General features: G+C 65.5%; 20 protein-coding genes. 5 read left to right on the top strand and 15 right to left on the bottom strand.

The genetic code is table 11. The annotated features are described in order from the left end of the window. Nucleotides 1-32: 32 nt before the first annotated feature. From LNV28_RS16005 to aptA, 6 genes are all read right to left on the bottom strand, one after another. On the bottom strand, nucleotides 33-1,157 hold the full coding sequence (locus LNV28_RS16005) for a polyamine ABC transporter substrate-binding protein (RefSeq protein WP_263517368.1): 1,125 nt from the start codon (nucleotides 1,155-1,157) through the stop codon (nucleotides 33-35). A 151-nt stretch (nucleotides 1,158-1,308) separates the two neighbouring features. Then, a complete protein-coding gene (locus tag LNV28_RS16000) occupies nucleotides 1,309-2,739 on the bottom strand; it encodes an aspartate aminotransferase family protein (protein WP_263517367.1) in 1,431 nt (476 codons plus the stop codon). 34 nt (nucleotides 2,740-2,773) lie between these two features. Continuing rightward, the gene (locus tag LNV28_RS15995) at nucleotides 2,774-4,141 is read right to left on the bottom strand and encodes a glutamine synthetase family protein (protein WP_263517366.1); all 1,368 of its coding nucleotides are present in this window, start codon (nucleotides 4,139-4,141) and stop codon (nucleotides 2,774-2,776) included. A gap of 93 nt (nucleotides 4,142-4,234) precedes the next feature. Beyond that, nucleotides 4,235-5,059, bottom strand: coding sequence for a gamma-glutamyl-gamma-aminobutyrate hydrolase family protein (locus LNV28_RS15990; protein ID WP_263517365.1), 825 nt, complete (start codon nucleotides 5,057-5,059; stop codon nucleotides 4,235-4,237). Beyond that, entirely contained in the window at nucleotides 5,056-6,399 is a 1,344-nt protein-coding gene (locus tag LNV28_RS15985) for an NAD(P)/FAD-dependent oxidoreductase (RefSeq protein ID WP_263517364.1), read from the bottom strand. Before LNV28_RS15985 ends, LNV28_RS15990 begins: the two co-directional genes overlap by 4 nt. 23 nt (nucleotides 6,400-6,422) lie before the next feature. After that, nucleotides 6,423-7,742, bottom strand: a complete 1,320-nt coding sequence (gene aptA, locus LNV28_RS15980) for an omega-aminotransferase AptA (RefSeq protein ID WP_263517363.1) — start codon at nucleotides 7,740-7,742, stop codon at nucleotides 6,423-6,425. Nucleotides 7,743-7,886: 144 nt separating this feature from the next. Between aptA and LNV28_RS15975 the strand changes: the two genes are divergently transcribed. Then, nucleotides 7,887-8,357 (top strand): Lrp/AsnC family transcriptional regulator, encoded by a 471-nt coding sequence (locus LNV28_RS15975; protein WP_263517362.1) that lies wholly within the window; start codon nucleotides 7,887-7,889, stop codon nucleotides 8,355-8,357. Between the two features lie 48 nt (nucleotides 8,358-8,405). On the opposite strand, the gene LNV28_RS15970 is transcribed toward LNV28_RS15975, so the two are convergent. From LNV28_RS15970 to LNV28_RS15945, 6 genes are all read right to left on the bottom strand, one after another. Continuing rightward, nucleotides 8,406-8,591: a hypothetical protein gene (locus LNV28_RS15970; RefSeq protein WP_263517361.1), complete on the bottom strand. Its 186-nt coding sequence runs from the start codon at nucleotides 8,589-8,591 to the stop codon at nucleotides 8,406-8,408. Between the two features lie 96 nt (nucleotides 8,592-8,687). Then, entirely contained in the window at nucleotides 8,688-9,602 is a 915-nt protein-coding gene (locus LNV28_RS15965) for a DMT family transporter (protein WP_263517360.1), read from the bottom strand. Between the two features lie 144 nt (nucleotides 9,603-9,746). Further along, a complete protein-coding gene (locus LNV28_RS15960; protein ID WP_263517359.1) occupies nucleotides 9,747-10,442 on the bottom strand; it encodes a Bax inhibitor-1/YccA family protein in 696 nt (231 codons plus the stop codon). 49 nt (nucleotides 10,443-10,491) lie between these two features. Beyond that, nucleotides 10,492-11,256, bottom strand: coding sequence for a TerC family protein (locus tag LNV28_RS15955; protein ID WP_263517358.1), 765 nt, complete (start codon nucleotides 11,254-11,256; stop codon nucleotides 10,492-10,494). 132 nt (nucleotides 11,257-11,388) lie between these two features. Beyond that, nucleotides 11,389-11,790: a hypothetical protein gene (locus LNV28_RS15950; protein ID WP_263517357.1), complete on the bottom strand. Its 402-nt coding sequence runs from the start codon at nucleotides 11,788-11,790 to the stop codon at nucleotides 11,389-11,391. A gap of 26 nt (nucleotides 11,791-11,816) precedes the next feature. Beyond that, nucleotides 11,817-12,647: a ferritin-like domain-containing protein gene (locus LNV28_RS15945; RefSeq protein WP_411969985.1), complete on the bottom strand. Its 831-nt coding sequence runs from the start codon at nucleotides 12,645-12,647 to the stop codon at nucleotides 11,817-11,819. Between the two features lie 111 nt (nucleotides 12,648-12,758). Between LNV28_RS15945 and LNV28_RS15940 the strand changes: the two genes are divergently transcribed. From LNV28_RS15940 to LNV28_RS15925, 4 genes are all read left to right on the top strand, one after another. Beyond that, nucleotides 12,759-13,316, top strand: a complete 558-nt coding sequence (locus LNV28_RS15940; protein ID WP_263517356.1) for a gamma carbonic anhydrase family protein — start codon at nucleotides 12,759-12,761, stop codon at nucleotides 13,314-13,316. Next, nucleotides 13,313-14,269: an Hsp33 family molecular chaperone HslO gene (hslO, locus tag LNV28_RS15935; protein ID WP_263517355.1), complete on the top strand. Its 957-nt coding sequence runs from the start codon at nucleotides 13,313-13,315 to the stop codon at nucleotides 14,267-14,269. Before LNV28_RS15940 ends, hslO begins: the two co-directional genes overlap by 4 nt. A 130-nt stretch (nucleotides 14,270-14,399) precedes the next feature. Continuing rightward, the gene (locus LNV28_RS15930) at nucleotides 14,400-17,960 is read left to right on the top strand and encodes a hypothetical protein (protein WP_263517354.1); all 3,561 of its coding nucleotides are present in this window, start codon (nucleotides 14,400-14,402) and stop codon (nucleotides 17,958-17,960) included. Between the two features lie 50 nt (nucleotides 17,961-18,010). Next, nucleotides 18,011-19,084 carry a 6-phosphofructokinase gene (locus tag LNV28_RS15925; protein ID WP_263517353.1) on the top strand — a complete coding sequence of 358 codons (1,074 nt, stop codon included), beginning with the start codon at nucleotides 18,011-18,013 and terminating at the stop codon, nucleotides 19,082-19,084. Between the two features lie 16 nt (nucleotides 19,085-19,100). On the opposite strand, the gene LNV28_RS15920 is transcribed toward LNV28_RS15925, so the two are convergent. The 3 genes from LNV28_RS15920 to LNV28_RS15910 form a co-directional block, all read right to left on the bottom strand. Beyond that, nucleotides 19,101-19,775, bottom strand: a complete 675-nt coding sequence (locus tag LNV28_RS15920) for an AAA family ATPase (RefSeq protein WP_263517352.1) — start codon at nucleotides 19,773-19,775, stop codon at nucleotides 19,101-19,103. Nucleotides 19,776-19,788: 13 nt separating this feature from the next. Beyond that, nucleotides 19,789-20,448: a nicotinamide riboside transporter PnuC gene (gene pnuC, locus LNV28_RS15915; protein ID WP_263517351.1), complete on the bottom strand. Its 660-nt coding sequence runs from the start codon at nucleotides 20,446-20,448 to the stop codon at nucleotides 19,789-19,791. A 61-nt stretch (nucleotides 20,449-20,509) separates the two neighbouring features. Further along, nucleotides 20,510-20,779, bottom strand: a complete 270-nt coding sequence (locus LNV28_RS15910; protein WP_263517350.1) for a septum formation initiator family protein — start codon at nucleotides 20,777-20,779, stop codon at nucleotides 20,510-20,512. Nucleotides 20,780-20,835: the final 56 nt, after the last annotated feature.

Below are 20,835 nucleotides of genomic sequence, written 5' to 3'. Positions count from 1 at the left end.
TGGCGGCTTGGCTTGTGCTGGTCGGCGCGAGCTCAGAGGCCCGTCTTGAAGGAGGTGAAGATGCGCGTCATCTGGCGCCGCACATCGTTGTTGATGGCATCGGGCGCGGCCATCTTCTTCATGTCGCTGTCGCTCAGGAAGACGCTGGGGTTGTTGGCCACATCGGGCTTGACGAACTTCTTGGCCTCTTTGTTCGGGTTGGCGTAGAAGACCTTGTTGGTCAGGCCAGCGTGGACCTCGGGGCGCAGGATGTAGTTGATGAATTTGTGGGCATTGCCAGGGCGCGGTGCGTCGGCCGGGATCACCATCACGTCCATGAAGATGATGCCGCCGCTCTTGGGGATCAGGGCCTCGATCTTCTGTCCGGTCTTGCCGTCGATGGCGCGCTGGCGGGCGATGTTGATGTCGCCGGAGTAGCCCATGGCCACGCACAAGGAACCATTGGCCAAATCGTTGATATAGCCCGATGAGCTGAACAGGCTGACATGGGGACGCACGGCTTTGAGCAAGGCCGGCACGGCGGCAAAGTCGCCGATATTCTTGGTGTAGGGCGGCTTGCCCAGGTAGTGCAGGGCGGCCGGCACCACCTCGGTGGCGGAGTCCAGGAAGCTGACGCCGCAGCTCTTCACCTTGGCCATGTACTCGGGTTTGAAGATCAGGTCCCAGGCGTTCTCGGGCATGGGCATGCCGCCCAGAGCGGCCTTCACCTTGTCGACATTGATGCCCACGGTCGAGAAACCCCAGAGCCAGTTGACGAAGAACTCATTGCCCGGATCCAGCTTGGACAGCTGAGCCTGCACCTCGGGGTCCAGGTTTTTGTAGTTGGGGATTAGGCTCTTGTCGATCTTGCGCAGCAAGCCTCCGTCGGCCTGCATCTTGGCCCAGTAGCTGGAGGGCACGACGATGTCGTAGCCGGTCTTGCCTGCCACCAGCTTGGCATGGACGATTTCGTTGTTGTCGAAATTGTCATAACGCACCTTGATGCCGGTTTCCTTCTCGAAGTTCCGGATCGTGTCCTCTGCGATGTAGTCGGACCAGTTGTAGACGTTCAGAACCTTCTCTTCCTCCTGCGCCCGGGCCGGGCCGGCCGTGGCCAGCAAGGCAAGAGCCGGGGAGAGTGCACAGACGAGGCGACGCAGGGCGGGCGACAGTTTCATGGTGTGGAGTTCCCGAAAAGAACAGTCAAGGACAGACGAAAGGAAGGATGACAAATGGAATGAGGAGCGGAGCGAATGAGCCCCAGTCTAGGCATTGGCTGAGCCTCGCCCATTGGCCAAAACCCGGGGCTGTGGCTGGGGCGGTGCATGTTCACAGCCAGCCGCGCTTGCCCAGGTCCTCGAAGGTCAGGTCCAGACAGCGGCGGATCAAGACCATCATTTCGTCGATCTGGGCGCGTGTCATCACCAGCGGTGGCGCCACGATCATGCGGTCGCCGACGGCGCGCATGATCAGGCCGTTGCCGAAGCAGTGGCCGCGGCAGACCATGCCGACCTCAAGTTCGCCGTCAAATGGCGTGGCCGTGGCTTTGTCCTTGACCAACTGGACTGCGGCCATCATTCCGCAGCTCTGCGTTTCGCCGACCAGCGGGTGCCCGTCCAATTCGGCGATGCGCTGGGCCAAATAGGGGCCGATGTCTTCGCGCACATGGCGCACCACATCTTGTTCGCGCAGCAAGCGGATATTGGCCAGGGCCACGGCGCAGGCGGTTGGGTGGCCCGAGTAGGTGAAACCGTGGTTGAACTCGCCGCCCTGTTCGATCAGCACGCGCGCCACGCGCTCGCCCACCATCACCCCGCCGAGCGGGATGTAGCCCGAAGTGACGCCTTTGGCAAAGGTCATCAGATCGGGCTTGCTGCCCATGGTTTCGCAGCCGAACCATTGGCCGGTGCGGCCGAAACCGCAGATCACTTCGTCGCTGACCAAGAGGATGCCGTACTTGTCGCAGATGCGCTGGATCTCGGGCCAGTAGCTGGCCGGCGGCACGATCACGCCGCCCGCGCCCTGCACCGGCTCGCCGATGAAGGCCGCCACCTTGTCGGCACCGAGCTCCAGGATCTTGGCCTCCAGCCAGCCCGCGGCCTTGAGCCCAAACGCCTCGCGGCTGAGCCCGGCCGTCTCGCCGCGCAGGCCGGCGCCATGCTCGAACCAATGCGGCTGATCGATGTGGCTGATGTTGGGAATCGGCAGGCCGCCTTGGGCATGCATGCCGCTCATGCCTCCCAGCGAAGCCCCGGCCATGGTGGAGCCGTGGTAGCCGTTCTTGCGGCCGATGATGACCTGGCGCTCGGGCTGACCCAGCACGTCCCAGTAGCGCCGCACCATGCGCACAATCGTGTCGTTACCTTCCGAGCCCGAGCTGGTGAAGAAGACATGCTGGAACTGCGGCGGGCTGATCTCAGCCAGCACCTCGGCCAGCTCGATCGCCGGTGTGGTGGCGGTCTGGAAGAAGGCGTTGTAGAAGGGCAGCTCCTTCATCTGCGCGGCGGCCGCGTCGATCAGGCTTTGCTGCCCGTAGCCAACATTGACACACCACAGGCCGCTCATGGCGTCGAGGATCTTGTGGCCCTCGCTGTCCCAGAGGTAGATGTTCTCGGCGCGGCTGATGATGCGCGCGCCTTTTCCGGCCAGGCCCTTGAAGTCGGTGAAGGGATGGAGGAAGTGGCGGCTGTCGGCCGCCTGCCAGTCTTTCGTCGAGCGGCCTGCGGTGTCCGCAAGCGGTTGGGTGTGCAAGGTGTTCATGGGTTGGCTCCTTGGATCGTGGCGTTGAGGGCGTTCAGACGTGCAAGAGCAAATGCTCGCGCTCCCAAGGCGAAATCACCTTCATGAACTCCGCATATTCGATCTCCTTGACCTCGGCATAGACGGTGACAAAGGACTCGCCCAGCACCGCCGCCAGCTCCTTCTCGGCTCTGAGCAGATTGAGCGCTTCGCCCAAGCTGCGCGGCAGCTGGAAGTCGCCCAGATAGGCATCGCCCTTGCATTCGGGGCTGGGCTCGATGCGGTTCTTGATGCCCAGATAGCCGCACGCCAAGGTGGCGGCCAGGGCCACATAAGGGTTGGCGTCGGCGCCGATCACGCGGTTCTCGATGCGCCTCGCTGCTGGCTCGGCCAGGGGCGAGCGAATGCCTACGGTTCGGTTGTCCGTGCCCCACTGGATGTTGATCGGCGCGGCCGTGTGGCGGGCCAGTCGGCGGTAGCTGTTCACGTAGGGCGCGAACAAGGCCATGGCGGCCGGGATGTAGCGCTGCAGGCCGCCGATGTACCAGAAGAACTCGGCGCTGGGCGAACCGTCTTCATTGCTGAAGAGGTTGCGGCCGGTGGCCTTGTTGATGACGCTCTGGTGGATGTGCATGGCGCTACCGGGCTCGCCGGCAATGGGCTTGGCCATGAAGGTGGCGAACATATCGTGGCGCAGCGCCGCCTCCCGCACCGTGCGTTTGAAGAAGAAGACCTCATCGGCCAGTCCCATGGGGTGGGCATGGAAGAAGTTGATCTCCATCTGACCGGCGCCGACTTCGTGGATCAAGGTGTCCACGTTCAGCTCCATTTTTTCGCAGTAGTCGTAGACGTCTTCGAACAGCGGGTCGAACTCATTGACCGCGTCGATGGAGTAGGCCTGACGCGAGGTTTCAGCGCGGCCCGAACGGCCGATTGGCGGCTTCAGCGGCATGTCCGGGTCGCTATTGCGGGCCACCAGGTAAAACTCCAATTCGGGTGCCACCACCGGGTCCCAGCCCTCGGCCTCAAACAGGCCGCAGACACGGCGCAGCACCGAGCGCGGCGCGAAGGGCACGAGCTCGCCATTGCGGTCGAAGCAGTCATGGATGATTTGTGCGGTCGGGTCGATGGCCCAGGGCACCAGGCGTGCGGTCGTCGGGTCGGCGCGCAAGTGCATGTCGCGGTCGTTGGGGCTGATGACGTCGTAGTAGGGGCCTTCTTCCGGAAACTCGCCCGTCACACCCATGGCCACCACCGCCTCGGGCAGGCGCATGCCGCGGTCTTCGGTGAACTTCTCGCGCGGCAGGATCTTGCCGCGTGCCACACCGGTCAGATCCGGCACCAGGCATTCGATCTCGGTGACGCGCTGGTCCTTGAGCCAGGCTTCCAGTTCGCTGAAAGTGAAATTGTTTCTGTCGACCATCTTGAATCTCCGTGGGTTCTTGAACCCCGCACCGCCGAAAGCAAGTTGGGCATTGGGCGCGGGTCTTGAGGGGACGGACGTTCGACAGGAACTCTAGGTCTCGGGGTCGCGCAAGGAGTCATGGCGGGGTTGGTGAATTTGCTCGCGGTAGTCGCGGCAGGCTCGGCCAAAGGCTTGCAGCAAGGCCATGGAATGCGGGTTGCGTTCGGCCTGCCATTCGGGATGCCATTGCACGCAGAGCGAAAAGCCGGGTGCTTCGGCCATGCTGAAGGCTTCGATCAAACCATCGGGCGCGAGCGCTTCGACGCGCAGGCCCGGCGCCAGGCGTTTGACGCCCTGGCCATGCAGCGAATTCACACGGATGCGGTCCTGGCCCAGCAAGGCCTGCAAACGGCCGCCCGCCTGGATGTGAATCTCGTGTTGATCGGCATAGGCGATCTCCGGCGGCTGGCCTTCCGGCGCGCGGTGATCCTGCAGCCCGGTCTGCTCTTGCACCGCCTGGTGCAGGCTGCCGCCCAGGGCCACATTGGCCTCCTGGAAGCCGCGGCAGATGGCGAACAAGGGCAGGCCGCGCGCCAGGGCCTTGGGGATCAGCGGCAGGGTCCAGGCATCGCGTTCGGGGTCCAGGGGCAGAGCCGGGTTGTGAACCGCCTCGTCGAAATGCCTGGGGTGCACATTGGATGGTGAGCCGGTCAGCAGCACGCCATCGGCCAGGTCCAGCAAGGCATCGAGGTCCTGCACTTCGACATTGGGCACGATCAGGGGCAGGCAGCCGGCCAGGCGAACCGCATCTACGTACTTTTTTCCGGCGATGTGGTTGGGGTAGTCGCCCACCATGCGTTGGCAGGCGGGCACCAGCACCACCGGCTTTCGTGGTGCTTGCAGTCCTTGCGTTCGGGGCTTCTTGACCTGTGTCACAGCAGATCCTTCAGTCGGTAGTACGCCATGCCCAGCACCAAGGCTGGCATGCGCATCAGTGTGCCACCGGGGAAGGGGCGGTGGCGCAATCTGGCAAAACAATCAAAGCGGCTGGCGTCGCCCGCCATGGCCTCGGCCACCAGCTTGCCCGCCAGCCCCGTCAGGGCCAGGCCATGGCCGGAGAAGCCCTGCAAGTAATAGATATTCTGAGCGGTGCCCAGGCGGCCGAAATCGGGGGCGCGGTTCATGCTGATGTCCACAAAACCACCCCATGCATATTCCATGCCGATGTCGGCCAGCTGCGGGAAGGTGGCGTGCATGCGTGCCGCCATGCTGGCCTTGAGGTCCGGCGGCGTGCGCGTGCTGTAGCTGACGCGGCCGCCGTAGAGCAGGCGTCGGTCGGCCGTGGGGCGGAAGTAGTCGAGCACGAAATTGGTGTCGCACACGGCGCTGCGCGAGGGGATCAGGGCCTTCAGTCGCTCGGCCTCAATGGCTTGGCTGCAGCCGATGTAGGTGCCGACCGGCATGATGCGATGGGCCAGCTGGGGGGCCATCTGTGGCGCCAGTTCGGGCAGGTACACATTGCCGGCCAGCAGCAGGTACTTGGCGCGCAACTGGCCCTGGCTGCTGCGCAAGGTGATCCCTGTTTGGGCGGCCGTGCCCTGTTCCAGTGCCAGGGCCGGGCTGTGCTCGAACAGCTGCACCGGCGCGGTGCCAGGGCGGCGCGTGGCGTCGATGAGCAAGTGAGCGAGCGCGCGGCAGTATTTGAGCGGATGCAAGTGGCCCGAGGCCGGGTCATGGACGCCCGCCTGGTAGCGCGGGCTGTCGATCCAGCCGGGCAGCTCGTTCTTGGGAATCCAGCGCTGCTCATAGCCGTAGACCTCGGCCATGCGCTGCTGCCAGGTCTGCAGGTCGGCAGCTTTGCGCGCGCTGGTGGCCACGCTGAGAAAGCCGTCCTGCCAATCACAGTCGATGGCGTAGTCTTTGCAGCGCTGACGGATCAGATCGACGGCTTCCAGGCTCATGGCCCAGATCCGGCGGGCTGTCTCCAGCCCGAGCTGATGTTCGATCTCGCCGTGCTCGCAGGCCAAGCCGGCCAGGGCCTGGCCGCCATTGCGGCCGGACGCGCCACCGCCGATCTCGCCAGCCTCCAGCAAAGCCACGCTGAAGCCGCGCGCGCTCAGCTCCAGCGTAGCGGAAAGCCCGGCCAAGCCGCCGCCGACGATGGCCACATCAGCCTGCACCGTGCCATGCAGCGGCGCAAAAGCCGGGCCTTGCGGCGCGGTGGCCGCGTAGTAGCTGTCACGCGCGAGTTGGCGATCGATCTGCAGCAAAGGCATGCAAGCGTCGGGTTCTTGGAAGCTCAGGCGGCGCGATGCAAAGCGGTGCGCACGGTGTCGATCAAGCGGTCGATGTGCTGCTTCTCGATGATCAGCGGCGGGCTGAAGGCAATGGTGTCGCCGGTGGTGCGGATCAAGACACCTTGCTCCCAGCAATCGAGGAAGACCGAGAAGGCGCGTTTGGCCGGCTCGCCCGGCAGCGGCGCCAGCTCGACGCCACCAACCAGGCCCATATTGCGGATGTCGATCACATGGGCTGCGCCCGTGAGCGAATGCAGGGCCTCGGCAAAGTAGGTCTGCATCTCGCCGGCGCGGGTCAGCAGGCCTTCTTCGGCGTAGGTGTCCAAGGTACCCAGGGCGGCCGCACAGGCCAGAGGGTGAGCGGAGTAGGTGTAGCCGTGGAAGAACTCGATCAGGTGCTCGGGGCCCTGCATGAAGGTGTCGTAGATGGACTGCTTGGCGAACACCGCGCCCATGGGCACGGCGCCGTTGGTCAGGCCCTTGGCCACCGTCATCAGGTCCGGCGTGACGCCAAAGGTCTGGGCGCCGAAGGGCTGGCCGGTGCGGCCGAAGCCGGTGATGACCTCGTCGAAGATCAGCAAGATGCCGTGCTTGTCGCAGATCTCGCGCAAGCGTTTCAGATAGCCCTGGGGTGGGATCAGCACGCCGGTGGAGCCGGCAATGGGCTCAACGATGACGGCGGCGATGGTGCTGGCGTCATGCAGGGCGACCATGCGTTCCAAGTCGTCGGCCAGCTCGGCGCCGTGCAGGGGCTGGCCCATGGAGTAGGCGTTGCGCGCCGGGTCGTGGGTGTGGCGCAGATGGTCCACGCCGCTGAGCAGGGTGCCGAACATCTTGCGGTTGGCCACCATGCCGCCGACCGAGATGCCGCCAAAGTTCACGCCGTGGTAGCCGCGCTCCCGGCCGATCAAGCGGGTGCGTGAGCCTTCACCGCGCACGCGGTGGTAGGCCAGGGCCATCTTGAGCGCGGTCTCCACCGCCTCGGAGCCCGAGTTCGTGAAAAAAGCCTTGCTGAGCCCGGCGGGTGTCAGCTCGACCAGGCGCTCGGCCAGCTCGAAGGCCTTGGGGTGGGCCATCTGGAAGGGCGGCGCGAAATCGAGCTCGGCGGCCTGTTTCTGGATCGCCTCGACGATGCGTGGGCGGTTGTGGCCGGCGTTGACGCACCAGAGCCCGGCAATGCCGTCCAGCACCTGGCGGCCCTTGTCATCGGTGAAGTACATGCCGTCGGCGCGCGTCAGCAGGCGCGGCGACTTCTTGAACTGCCGGTTGGCCGTGAACGGCATCCAGTAGGCGTCCAACTTCGGATCGGAACTCTGGCTCATGTCGGGCTCTCCTCAAGACCTGTGATTGAGATCCAGTCTAGAGAGCCTCACGCGCAATGTGCGAGCGCTTTCGCCCCGGTGCTTACCCGAGGTTCTGCACTTTCATGCCATCATTCATTGAATGATTCGCACAAAATTCGAAATATGAGTTCAGAAGTGACTTTGGATGCGATCGATCGCAGCATCTTGGCCGAGCTGCAGCGCGACGGCCGCATCAGCAATGTGGAGCTGGCCAAGTTGGTCCATCTCTCGCCCTCGGCCTGCTTGCGCCGTGTCAAACAGCTGGAAGATTCGGGTGTGATTGCCGGCTATGTGGCGCTGCTGAGCCCCAAGGCCATCGGCCAACCGGGCACCAGCTTCACCATCATCAATCTGGAACGCATGACGCCGCAGGCGCTGGGCGCTTTTGAGCAGGCTGTGCGAGACATCCCGGAGATCCTCGATTGCTTCTATGTGGCGGGCACCAATGACTACCTGATACGCTTCGCCTACAAGGATGCCGAGGATCTGGAGCGCCTGCACAGCAATGTGCTGATGCACCTGCCGGGGGTGGCGCGCAGCAATTCGATGCTGGTGCTGCGCACGGTCAAGAAGACCACGGCGTTTGAGCTTTGAGCCCGACTCGGGCGGGCCGTCTGATCGCTAGGCGCGATCAGCGTGGGTTTACATCGCCAGGCCCATCATCAGGGCGGTCAGACCGAATCCGCCCAGGGTGGCAGCCAAACCCAGGGTCTCGGCCACGAGATGGGCTTGCTTGCCGAGGCCGAAGGTGCCGGCCAGGGAAGGCTGGGCGTCGGCGCTCAGCAGGTACTGTTGCGATTGGGCGAGGAAGAAAGGTGTCGCAGTCATGGCTTTGTTTTGTCTCGTAGGGGCCGCCCTTCTGGGTGGCTTCGAGCGCAATTATCAATGCCATTCGTGAAAACCCTATGACAAAACCAAGGGTTTTTACTTAATTGGTGAAACTTCACTTGAGTTTCGGGCCGTCTGGAGCAGGGGAAGGAGCTGCACCAGCAGCAAGCTGCCCAGGATCAGGGCGCAACCAGCCAAACCCGCAGGCGCCAGGCGGTCGCCCATCAACCAATAGCCAAATAGGGCGGCAAACAGCGTTTCCGAAGACAGCACGATGGCGGCATCGGCAGCGTGGGCATAGCGCTGCGCCACCACCTGGGCCGTGAAGGCAACGCCGACCGACAGGATGCCGGTGTAGAGAATCGGCGTGGCCGCTGACTGGACGCCGGCGGCGCTGAAGGGCTCGAACAGCAGACCCCAGGCCAGGGCCAGCAGACCGCAGACAAAGAACTGGCCGCAAGCGACCAAAAAGGGCGCGGCCATGCGGTCGGCCACGCGGCCGATCAAGAGCACATGCAGACCCCAGGGCAGGGCCGAGGCAATCACCCAGAGGTCGCCGAGGCCGATCTCCAAGTGCTGCGCACCCGAGAGCAGGAAGGCGCCCACCAAGCAGGCCAGGGCGCCCGGCCAGACCGACCAATGCGGCAACTGGCGCAGCAGCAACCAGCCCAGCACCGGCACCAGGGGCACATAGAGCGCGGTCAGAAATCCTGCATTGGTGACGGTTGTGTACTTGATACCAATCTGCTGCATCGCCGCACCGAGGGTGAGCAGGGTGCCCAGGCCGAGAATCTTCAGCCCGTCATCGCGGTTCAGGGCCAACTGGCGCCCGGCCAGATGCTGCCACTCGCGCCAGGCCAGGGGCAGCACCACCAGGGCGCCGACTAAGAAGCGCAGGCCGGTGAACATCATCGGCCCCAGCTCCTGCATGCCATGGCTTTGCGCCACAAAGGCCGAACCCCAGATCAGGGCGATGAGGGTCAGCAGGAGATTGGCTTGGATGCGGCTCAAGGGGCAGGGCTTTCTTGGGAGCGAAGGGCGGCAAAAAAAGAGGCGGCGCCGATTATCGCGGCGCCGCCTCTTGCTTCTCGCGTGAGCCCGGGAAGGCGCTCACGCGAAATTGGGGTCAGAGTGATTTTGAGCGGGCGGCCCGAATCACTCCTCGCGGCCGCCGAAGATGCCCAGCAGGGCCAGCAGCGACTGGAACACGTTGTACAGGCTCAGGTAGACGCCCAGCGTTGCAGTGATGTAGTTGGTTTCCTCGCCGTCCTGCACCCGCTTGAGGTCATAGAGGATAAAGGCCGAAAAGATGCCGATGGCCAGCACCGACAGCGTGATCATCAGCGCGCTCGATTGCAGGAAGATGTTGGCAATGCCCGCCACCAGCATCAAGATCATGCCGATGAAGAGGAACTTGCCCATCGAGCTCAAGTCGCGCTTGATCACGCTCGACAGCGAGGCCATGCCCAGGAAGATGGCGCCCGTGCCGGCAAAGGCCGTCATGATCAGCTCAGCACCGTTGGCCAAGCCCAGCACCGTGCCCACCAGGCGCGAGAGCATCACGCCCATGAAGAAGGTGAAGGCCAGCAGCATGGGAACGCCGGCGGCCGAGTTCTTGGTCTTCTCGATGGCGTACATGAAGCCGAAAGCGCCGGCCATGAAGACGATCAGGCCGACCATGGGCGACATGGCCTTGGAAATACCGGTGGCCACGCCCAGCCAAGCGCCCAGCACGGTCGGCACCATGGACAAGGCGAGCAGCCAGTAGGTGTTGCGCAGCACACGGTTGCGTTCCTGGCGCAGAGCGCCGTCGCCCAGGCCGGTTGAGACATTGTTAAAGCTTGCGTTCATGACAGCTCCTGAGAGTTGAGTGAAGGGAAAACAGAGTTCTTCGAAAAGTTCAAGCCGCGCCGCTGGCCTCGGCCGCCGCGGCGCGGCGCTTGCCCCGGGCGCGGATGTTCAGTGCCTCCACGGCCAGCGAGAAGCACATGGCGGCGTAGATGTATCCTTTGGGTACATGCTGGTCGAAGGCTTCGGCGGTCAGCGCCATGCCCACCATGACCAGGAAGGCCAGGGCCAGCACCTTGACGGAGGGGTGGCGATCAACGAACTCGCCGATCGGCTTGGCCGCCACCAGCATCACAGCCACCGAGGTCACCACCGCCGCCACCATCACGCCAATCTGGTCCACCATGCCCACCGCTGTGATCACGGAATCGAGCGAGAACACGATGTCAATGATGGCGATTTGGCCGATGGTCATCCAAAACAGCTTCTGCCCCGCGGCCTTCAAGGCTGCGGCGTCGGCCGCCGGCGGGCCATCCTGCTCCTGCGCCTCCACCTCGACAAAGATCTCATGTGAGGCCTTGTAGAGCAGGAAAAGACCACCGAACAGCAGCACCAGATCACGCCCGCTGATGCCCTGGCCGAAAACCTGGAACAGATCGTCGGTCAGGCCCATGACCCAGCTCAGCGAGAACAGCAGCAGCAGACGCGACACCATGGCAAAGCCCAGCCCCAGCCGCCGGGCCTGGTCGCGTTGGGCGGCGGGCAGTCGACCCACCAGGATCGAGATGAAGATGATGTTGTCGATGCCCAGGACGATTTCCAGGGCGGTCAGCATCGCGAAGGCGATCCAAAGATTGGGGTCGAGCAGGAAGTCCATGGCGTGTCAGCGAGAGGTAAGGCCGAAAGGGCGGGAAGCCTCAGAGTGCCAAAAAATCAGTGTGGGGAGGCTCGCGCCCGGACTGGCCGGACGGGGCTGCAGGCGTCGGGGCCTGCGAGCGCGCTGCAGGCTTCAGCCTGGCAGTCGCGAAGCCAGTCCTTGAGGCGGCCGTTGCGGCCCCTCCAGCGCCGGCGCAACCGGCAAGCGGCAGGGCTGGGCCTGCCAGAGTTCCAGAGGCTCTCTCGGCGCTTGCGGCACTGAGGAGTTCAGCGCCAGCTCAGGCCATTCCATGCTGCCAGCATCTTGGCCATTGCCTGCGTGTTCCTGCTCATCCGCGGGAGCCCGAAGATCATGGGCCGCGGACGCAAATTCGGCGTCGACGGCGGACGGATCTGCCACGGACTGGGCCGGGCTGAGAGCCGCGGCAGCCACCGTCGCGCTCACCATGACCTGCGCCACCGCCATGTTCTGCGCGAACAGGGTCAGCAGCACGAACAGCTGGGCAGTGAGGAAGGCGATCAGGCGGGGTGTCACGGGCGCAGTTTAACGCCCTCGCGCCTTCAGGCATCGCGGCCAGCCGTGTCGGGGCGAATATCAGCCTGCAGATACGCCAATTCCTCGGCACTGAAGCCAGCTGCGCCGCGCGCCGCCAGGTTGAAGGGCGGGCGCAGACGCGGCGCCTGGTACTGCAGCACCAAACCCGGGTAGATGGCGACCGGATCCAGGCCGCGCAAGCGGCAACAGTGCCGATACCAGCGATTGCCGATCTCGACATGCCCGATCTCCTCACGCAGGATGATGTCCAGGATGGCCACCGCCCGGTGGTCGCCAGCGCGGGCCAGCTTGGCTTGCAGCGGCGGTGTGGCGTCCAGCCCGCGCGCTTCCAGGGTGCGCGGCACCAGGGCCATGCGCGCCAGCACATCCTCGGCCGTGCGCTCGGCCATGGTCCAGAGGCCGTCGTGGGCATCGAAGTCGCCGTACTGGTGGCCCAAGCTATTCAGGTGCTCGTGCAGCAAGCCGAAGTGCTGCGCCTCCTCGGCCGCCACACGCAGCCAGTCGAGGTAGAACTCGCGCGGCATGCCGGCAAAGCGCCAGACCGCGTCGAGTGCCAAATTGATGGCGTTGAACTCGATATGGGCGATGGCGTGGATCAGCGCGGCCCGTCCCTCCAGGGTGAAGGGCGAGCGGTTGGGTACTTGCAGGGCCGACAGCAAACGTGGCCGCTCGGGTCGGCCGGGCACGCCCTCCGGACGCTGCAGCTGCGCATCGGGGTCCAGGGCCAGGCCGTTCTGAGCGTCGACGTAGAGCGCCTGCGCGGCGGCGGCTTTGTCGGCAGGCGAGTTCAGGCAAAGGGTGTGCAGGGCACGGGCGCGGCAGTCCGGAGGCATCATGGGTAAATTATCCCCGGCCCCGCGGCTAAAGCCCTGGGCAGGTGGCCCGGTGTGCTTGGCCGCTTAAAATGTCGGGTTTTGCTGCGGCCGGGGGCCGTCCGGGAGTGCGAGATGGCGATTTTCCAGTTGGACGAACACCGGCCCGAAGTCGCCGCCAGCGCCTGGGTGGCCGACAGTGCCCAGGTCATCGGCCGGGTGCATCTCGACGAAGACGTCAGCATCTGGTTCAACGCCGTGCTGCGCGGTGACAGCGAACATCTGCACATCGGCCCTGGCTGCAATATCCAGGACGGCTCCGTGCTGCATGCCGACCACGGCTTTCCGCTGCGCTTGGAGGCGGGCGTGACGGTCGGTCACCAGGTGATGCTGCATGGCTGCACCGTGGGCGAGAACTCACTGATCGGCATCGGCGCTGTGGTGCTCAATGGTGCCCGCATCGGCCGCAACAGCATCGTGGGCGCCGGTGCCTTGGTCACCGAGGGCAAGGAGTTTCCAGACGGCAGCCTGATCGTCGGCAGCCCGGCCAAGGTGCTTCGAGAGCTGACCTCGGCCCAGGTCGAAGGTCTGCGCGCCAGCGCCCGTCACTACATTGCCAATGGCCAGCGCTACGCCAGCGGCCTCCAGAACATCAGCAGCGACTACCCCCAGAATTCCCAAGCCAAGCCATGAGTGAACTGCATAAATTCTTGTTCGAAGGCCTGCCCGTGCGCGGCATGCTGGTACGCCTGACCGACAGCTGGCAAGAGGTGCTCAAGCGCCGCGAGACCGTCGGCGCCCACCCGCCCGAGCTGCGCGCCTTGCTCGGCGAGATGGCCGCGGCTGCGGTATTGATGCAGTCCAATATCAAGTTCAATGGCGCCTTGGTGCTGCAGGTCTTTGGCGACGGTCCCGTCAAGCTGGCAGTCGCCGAGGTGCAGCCGGACCTGAGCTTCCGTGCCACCGCCAAGCTGGTCGGCGAGGTGCCGGCGGGTGCGCAACTCGAGGCCATGCTCAATGTCCATGGTCAGGGCCGCTGCGCCATCACCCTAGACCCCAAGGACAAATTTCCCGGCCAGCAGCCCTACCAAGGCGTGGTGCCTCTGCATGGCGACCAGCGCGAGCCGCTGCAGAAGCTGTCCGAGGTGCTGGAGCATTACATGCTGCAGTCCGAGCAGCTCGACACGAAGCTGGTGCTGTTTGCCAATGACGAAATCGCTGCCGGCCTCTTGATTCAGCGCCTGCCGGTGCAGGGCGAGGGCAATCTGGGTGGAGCCAAGAACGAGGATGACATCGGCCTGTCCGATGCCTTCAACCGTATCAGCATGCTGGCCGCCACCCTGACGCGCGATGAGTTGCTCGGCCTGGATGCTGAGACCATCTTGCGGCGCTTGTTCTGGGAGGAAACGGTGCGTCGCTTTGAGCCCCTGACGCCGCGCTTCGCCTGCAATTGCTCGCGCGAGCGCGTCAGCCAGATGCTCAAGGGCCTGGGTCGCGAAGAGGTGGACGAGGTCTTGGCCGAGCGCGGCAATGTCGAGATCGGCTGTGAGTTCTGCGGCCTGCAGTACCACTTCGACGCGGTCGACGTCGGCCAGCTGTTTGCGCAAGACCTGGCACAAGCAGGCGGCAGCGGCACCGTCCAGTAGGCGTTGGTGCCGCGGCACTTTCTGGCAATAAGCACTGTGGGATTGACGTCCCCGCCCTGATCCCCGACCTTGCCTGACGACCCCTCATGTGATGGGCCGTGCACAGGCCCGTGGGCCGGGAAGGGCGACGATGGACAACAAGGGCGGCGGATTTCCCTGGACCAGCTTGGCGGTGCTGGTCGCCTTTGTCACCAGCACCCAGCTGGTGCCTCATGCGTTCGATCAGCTGCGGCCGGCCGAGAAGGAGCGGGCGCAAGCGGTCACCGCGGCCGATCTGGAGGTCGAGGCGCGGCTCTGGGAGGACCCGTTTGTTGCCGTGCGCCGCCACGAGTCCGAGCGCCTGGAGCGCTGCGACAAGCTCTACAAAGACCCGGCCAAGGCCACCGATTGCAAGCTCAAGTCGGTGGCGGCGCTGCGCACGCCCAAAGAGCTTTCGCGGCGCCTGATGGGCGACGACGATCTGGATGCCAGTGAAACCCTGGTGCTGGTGGCCCTGGTGCCCGGCAATGCTTTTGTCGGCGCCGAAGAAGGGCGGCGGCGTACCCGCTATGCCGTGTTGGCGGGCCTGCAGGCCAAGGGTTATGTGCCGGACAATGCCGAGCGTCTGGGCCTGCTGCAGCTCGATGAGTCCAAGCTCAGTGCCCAGCCGGCTGCCAGCGACGGCGCACGGCCCGGCTTGCTGGTGCCTTATGAGTTGCTGTCCGCCAGCGCCCTGAGTGCGGCGGTGGCCACGTCCTCGCCAGCGCGCCCCGCGCAAGCGGCGTCCGGCGTGCCCGACATCGCCGATGCTTCGCGTTACAGCCAGGTGGTCTTGCTCTGGGTGGATGAGACGGCCCTGCCTACGCGCAAGCTGGACTCGCTGGCCTTGATGCTGCACGCCTTGTTCGAGCCCTGGGTGTCCGCCCGGCATGAGCCTCCGCCACTCGCGGTGATTGGCCCTTCCACCACCGACGCCTTGCGTGTGGCTCTGGCCGATCTGCGCAGCGGCGCTTGGCGCCATGGCCCGGGGCGCGCCTCGCGCGAGAGCTGTGCCATGCCGGCCGGTCAGCGCCCATTGGCCCAAGTGCCGTCCACGCAGGACCCTTCCCTGGACGGCTATTGGCATCTTTCGCGTGCCTTGCTCCTGAGCCCCTTTTCGACCGCCAGCGACGACATGCTCAGTGAGCTGGGCGGCAGCAGCTTGGAAGACTACATCGCCTGGCGTTTTTGTCGTTTGCAAGGCGGCCGCCAGGACCCGCCGGTGCGCCTGATTCGCAAGATCAGCAGCGACAAGGAATTGCTGGCCCAGTTGACGGGCGAGCTGAGCCTGCGCCTGGCGGCCAGCAAGGACTCGCCCCAGCGCGTGGTGCTGATCGGCGAGCGCGACTCGCTCTATGCCCAGGCCTTGGTCGGTCAGCTGCGCGCCAAGCTATCTCAGAACCCGGCTTTGCAGCTGGAGGAGCTGTATTTCTTCCGTGGCTTGGACGGTGTCACCACACGCGACGCCGGCCGCGACGACGGGCGGTCAGGCGCAGGCGCTGGCAAGAGCGATGCCCAGGCCCGTATCGAGTGGCCCGAGGCCCGCGACCAACTCGACTATCTGCGCCGCCTGGCCCAGCAGCTGCAGCGCAGCGAGGCCAAGGTCGGCGCCGTGCCCATCGGCGCCATCGGCCTGATGGCCAGCGATGTGCATGACAAGCTGCTCCTCTTGCAGGCCTTGCACGAGAGCTTTGCTGACAAGGTGTTCTTCACCACCGATATGGATGCGCGCTTTCTGCATCCGCGCACCCAGACCTTCACCCGCAATCTGCTGGTCGCTTCCAGCCTGCCCTTGGAATTCCCGCGCCTGCCTTCAGCGCACTGTCAGGCGGTGGCGAATCGGGTCGGCTTGCCTGCGCCCGACCTGGCCGCCGGCAACCCGCCCTGGCGTGATGTCTACCAATCCTCGGCTTACCTGGCAGCGCGGCATGCCGGCTGCCGGAGCAAGGCTTGCCGGGCGGTCGAAGACTGCGCGGCCGAGGAAGCGCTGGATCGCCCTTCGCTCTATGAGGTGGGCCGAAGTGCTGCCGTTGCCCTGAGCGGTTACGCCTTCGAGCGCCGGCCAGCGAGCAAGCCCTATGCCGTGCGCTTGCTGGCGGTGGCCCTGCCGGTGCTGATGCTGCTGGGCTTGCTGGTCTGGCCCGGCACGCCGGTTCTTCGCTGCATCAAGCGACGTTGGGCGGAGTCTGCGCAGGATCCGGCTGGGGGCGTGCTTGCACCCAGCATTTCTCTGCCCGAGCTGGGCTTTGTGGCGCTCTACGCCTGGCTGTTCTTCTTCACTTTGGTCAGCTTAAGCGAGATGCTCTGGCCCGGCCGCCTGAGTTTCGCGCCCGGCATGCTGGGCTTGAGCCTGGGAAGTACCTTGCTGTTGCTGCTGTCACTGGCGCCCGAGCATCGTTTCGGGTTCCGCACCGGGCTGGCGATGGCACCTGGCGCACGCCGGGTTCTTCGGGGTCTGTGCTGGTTGAGCCTGCTGCTGCTGTGGGGGCTGATGCTGCGCCAAGCGGCACCCACGCCTTGCCAGAACTGCGAGCCCTTGGCCTGGCTGGAGGGCATCAGCGCCTGGCCCTCGCACCTGATCCATTTGCTGGCCTTGCTGGCCATCGTCGACACCCTGGATGCCACCTGGTCGCGCAGCGTGCATGGCATGGCCGAGGAAAGCGCTTGGTTGCGCCTGCCCGAGCAAGCGCCCAAGCGCGCCGGGGTGGCGGCGCGTGAAGGCGGGCTGCGTTTCATGCGCCGGATCTGGTCGCGGCATCTGAGCGTGGCAGGCTGGCATGCGCCGGCCGGCGGCAGCGTGGACTTCCGCATCCTCTGGCACCAGTACGGCCGGCGCGGCAGCCGCGTGCCGCGGGCCTTGCGCATCCTGCTGGGCTTTGTGCTGACCCTGGCGGTGGTGCTGGGCCTGTTTTTCGGTTTCAGCGATGGGGCCGGTCCGGCGGTGCCGGTGCGCGGCGACGACCACCGGGCGCTGATCCGCTTCACGCTCGATGCCATCCTGGTGCTGCTGCCTCTGCTGGTGGTGGCGGTTGGCGATGCGACCATGCTGGCCTGCCGCTTCATCCGCCTGCTCACGGCGGCTCGCACGGTCTACCCCGGCTCCACGCTGGGGTATTTCGCGGCCAGCCTGGGCAGCGCGCATGAGCAGCTGTGGCTGCGCCCCATCGCCGCCGACCCCGCGCTGCGTGCCGACGCGCCGCTCTCGCTGCGCCGCCACAGCCTGCTCGATGACTGGATCGATGTGCAGATTGTGGTGCGCCGCAGTGCCCGCATTGGCCCTTTGGTGATGGGGCCTTTTGTGGTGCTGACCTTGCTGATCGTCGGGCGCAGTCGCTTGTTCGACAACTGGTCCTTGACCCTGCCCGTGGCCATGGCCGCCAGCGCCTATCTGCTGGGGCTGCTGGCTCTGGCGGTCTTGCTCAAGCAGGCGGCCGAACAGGCGCGCAGCCGGGCGCTGCGCCGCATGGAGGCCGATCTGCGCTGGCTGATGGGCGGCGATGAGGATCAACGCAAGCTGATCGAGCCCTTCAAACGCTTGATGAGTTCGGTGCAAGAGGAGCGCGGCGGTGCCCTGGCGCCGATCTTTGAGCAACCCCTGGTCAAGGCCTTGCTCGTGCCCCTGGGAGGCGCCGGCGGGGCGCAGCTGTTTGAGTATTTCCTGCTGGCACGCTGACCCATAATCGCCGCTGCCACTCCAGCAACGACAACAACAGCGGGCCCAGCATGCACATAGCCATCCTCACCGGCGGCGGCGATTGCCCCGGTCTCAATGCCGTGATCCGGGCCGTCAGCCTGGCCCTGATCCAGCAGTGTGGCGCGCGCGTCAGTGGCGTCGAGCGCGGCTTTCTGGGCCTGATCGAGCAGCGCCTGCGGCCCCTGGCCCTGGCCGATGTGCAAGACATCCTGGCGCAAGGCGGCACCATTCTCGGTACGCACAATCGCTGCGACCCTTTCCATTACTTCGCCGAGGGTGGCGCCGATGTCTCGGCGCGCGTGCTGGACTACGTTCGGACCCAGGGCATCGATGCCCTGGTTGCCATTGGCGGTGATGGCACCATGGCGATTGCTGAGCAATTCAGCCGTTTGGGCCTGCCGGTGGTGGGCGTGCCCAAGACCATCGACAACGACCTGTTCCTGACCGAGCGCAGTTTCGGTTTCGACAGCGCCGTGGCGGTGGTGTCAGAAGCACTGGACCGGCTGGAGACGACAGCGCGCAGCCACGGCCGGGTCATGATTGCCGAGACCATGGGGCGCAATGCCGGCTGGATCGCGCTGGAAGGCGGTCTGGCGGGCGGGGCCGACGCCATCCTGCTGCCCGAGCTGCCGTACCGGCTGGAGGCGGTGATTGAGCACTGCCGGCGCCGAACGGCCGGTGGCGGCCATGCCTTGATCTGCGTGGCCGAGGGCGCTCACGCCCAGGCGCAAAGCCAGGTGGTGCGCGCACTGTTGAGCGATAGCCCTGACCCGGTGCGCCTGGGCGGCATCGGTGCGGTGCTGGCGCAGCAGCTGCAGCAGGCTTTGGGGGAGCACGGCGAGGTCGAAGTTCGCTCCACCTTGTTGGGCCATGTGCAGCGTGGCGGCACGCCCACTGCATTTGATCGCGTGCTGGCCACGCAGTTCGGCTGGGCTGCGGCTCAGCTGGTGCGCGAGCGGCGATTTGGCCGCATGGTGGCCTTACAGGGGGCCGAGTTCACCAGCGTGCCCCTGGCCGAGGTGGCGGGGCGTAACCGGCTGGTGCCGCTGGATCACCCCTTGCTGCAAGCGGCTCAAGGCCTGGGGCTCTGTCTCGGTCAGTGAAGCGGCGGAGCTGCGTTCAGCGGCGCGGGTTCCAAAGGTGCTCGCATTCGGGCACATCGCAGTTGTCACAGGCCCAGCGCCATTCGGGCAAGGCATCCTGGCGTGCCTGCAGGCGGCTGAACAAGCCCGTAGCCGGTAGGGGTGAAGCCCGCTTGGCCAGCAGCAAGGGTGTGATGGCATTGAGCGCTGCGTCCAAACGCCGTTCGCCGCTGCCGGCTACCACCGACCAGCCCAAGCCGGCGCCCAGGAGGGCGCGACGAACAGCGGCGTCCACCGGCGCTCGCACATGGGCTCCGTCGCGCTGCAGCCCATCGGCCACCCAAGGCAGGTCCAGCGCGGTCAGCAGGGTCAGGGCGCAGCGGCGATGAAAGGCCAGGCCAGCGTCGAGCAAGGATCGGTCGGCAAACAGCAGCTCGCTATAGACGGCCGTCATCAAGGGCGTGGTGTCGCAGAGCACCAGATCGGCCGTCAGGGCCAGGGCCTCGCAGCGTGCGGCCTGGGCCTCGGCAATGGCGGCTTGTTCCTCGGGTCGGGGCGTACGGCCGGCGGCTTCGCACCATTCGCGCAAGACCTCGGGTGCGAGCGCACAGCGCAGGCCGGTGGCCGTGCTCAGCGCAGAATGGAGGGCTTGAGCGAGGCTCGACTTGCCGGTGCTTTCCGCACCGACGATGGCGATCAGCAGACCAGGCACGGCGTGCTGAGTTTCAGGCCAGAGCCTGGCGCGAAGCCGGCGGTGTGCCTTGTTGCAGCTGCTGCGCCCAGGCGCGCCAGCCGGCCACCGACATGGGGATGAAGACGGCGTACAGCAGCACGGTCAACCAGTAGCCCTTGTAAGCAAACAGGGCCACGCTGACGCCATTGACCAGCACCCACACGCCCCAGTTCTCCTGGTACTTGCGCGACAGCAGCCATTGGCCCAGCAAGCTGGCAACGGTGGGGAAGGCGTCCCAGTAGGGAACCTGGGAGTCGGTCTGGTGCTGGAGAAACAGGCCCAGCAGCGGCCAGGCCAGCAAGGTGGCGAGCACCGACAGGGCCAGGCCCGGCCGGCTCAGTCGCTGTACACGCAAGGCCTGGCCGTCCTCCCCCTTGCCGCGCAGCCACTGCCACCAGCCCCAGAGCGACACGCTGACGAAGACCAGCTGCAGGCTGGCCTCGCCGTAGAGCTTGCCGCTCCAGAACAGCAGGAAATACAGCAGGGAGCTGATGATGGCCAAGGGCCATGCCAGGGCGTGGACGCGCATATTGCAGACCACCATCCACAGGGCCAGCACAAAGGCGATCAACTCGGTCCAGCTGATCGGGCTGCCCAGCAGCTCGAAAGCTGGGGCGAACAGGGGTTGCAGCAGGTGCAGCAAGGCGTCCATGCGGAACGGCGTCTCCTCGAATGGGGTGTGTGGCGGCGCCGCAGCGTGTGAGCGCGTCGGCTCAGCGGCGCACTTGCACGTAGATCTCGTCGGGCTTGATCATGCCCAGCTCGAAGCGCGCTTTTTCTTCGACCATCTCCAGGCCTTCGCGCAGGTCGCGCAGCTCGGCTTCGAGCTGAGCATTGCGGACGCGGGCCTGTTCATTGGCGGCCTCGACGTTCGCCAGCTCAGCGCGCAGTTGCACGCCGCGAGGCAGGCTGCCCTTGCCCATCCATAGCTGGTACTGGATCAGCATAAGAAAGGCCGCGAGGATGACGCCGAGTGTTTTCACGCGAGCAGTTTAGCCGAGGCGCGAGAAGAAGAAAAAACGCCGCGAGACCGGGCGGT

The sequence above is a fragment of the Paucibacter sp. DJ2R-2 genome, from assembly GCF_025717675.1.
GTDB lineage: Bacteria > Pseudomonadota > Gammaproteobacteria > Burkholderiales > Burkholderiaceae_C > Paucibacter_A.
Note: the sequence above shows the minus strand (reverse complement) of the source record. Positions and strands in the feature narration are given on the sequence as shown.

Bases quoted from the DNA above. Each gene is read 5' to 3' on its own strand.
- LNV28_RS16005 (WP_263517368.1), bottom strand. From the start codon at position 1,157: ATGAAACTGTCGCCCGCCCTGCGTCGCCTCGTCTGTGCACTCTCCCCG.
- LNV28_RS16000 (WP_263517367.1), bottom strand. From the start codon at position 2,739: ATGAACACCTTGCACACCCAACCGCTTGCGGACACCGCAGGCCGCTCG.
- LNV28_RS15995 (WP_263517366.1), bottom strand. From the start codon at position 4,141: ATGGTCGACAGAAACAATTTCACTTTCAGCGAACTGGAAGCCTGGCTC.
- LNV28_RS15985 (WP_263517364.1), bottom strand. From the start codon at position 6,399: ATGCCTTTGCTGCAGATCGATCGCCAACTCGCGCGTGACAGCTACTAC.
- aptA (WP_263517363.1), bottom strand. From the start codon at position 7,742: ATGAGCCAGAGTTCCGATCCGAAGTTGGACGCCTACTGGATGCCGTTC.
- LNV28_RS15975 (WP_263517362.1), top strand. From the start codon at position 7,887: ATGAGTTCAGAAGTGACTTTGGATGCGATCGATCGCAGCATCTTGGCC.
- LNV28_RS15970 (WP_263517361.1), bottom strand. From the start codon at position 8,591: ATGACTGCGACACCTTTCTTCCTCGCCCAATCGCAACAGTACCTGCTG.
- LNV28_RS15960 (WP_263517359.1), bottom strand. From the start codon at position 10,442: ATGAACGCAAGCTTTAACAATGTCTCAACCGGCCTGGGCGACGGCGCT.
- LNV28_RS15955 (WP_263517358.1), bottom strand. From the start codon at position 11,256: ATGGACTTCCTGCTCGACCCCAATCTTTGGATCGCCTTCGCGATGCTG.
- LNV28_RS15945 (WP_411969985.1), bottom strand. From the start codon at position 12,647: ATGATGCCTCCGGACTGCCGCGCCCGTGCCCTGCACACCCTTTGCCTG.
- LNV28_RS15940 (WP_263517356.1), top strand. From the start codon at position 12,759: ATGGCGATTTTCCAGTTGGACGAACACCGGCCCGAAGTCGCCGCCAGC.
- hslO (WP_263517355.1), top strand. From the start codon at position 13,313: ATGAGTGAACTGCATAAATTCTTGTTCGAAGGCCTGCCCGTGCGCGGC.
- LNV28_RS15930 (WP_263517354.1), top strand. From the start codon at position 14,400: ATGGACAACAAGGGCGGCGGATTTCCCTGGACCAGCTTGGCGGTGCTG.
- LNV28_RS15925 (WP_263517353.1), top strand. From the start codon at position 18,011: ATGCACATAGCCATCCTCACCGGCGGCGGCGATTGCCCCGGTCTCAAT.
- pnuC (WP_263517351.1), bottom strand. From the start codon at position 20,448: ATGGACGCCTTGCTGCACCTGCTGCAACCCCTGTTCGCCCCAGCTTTC.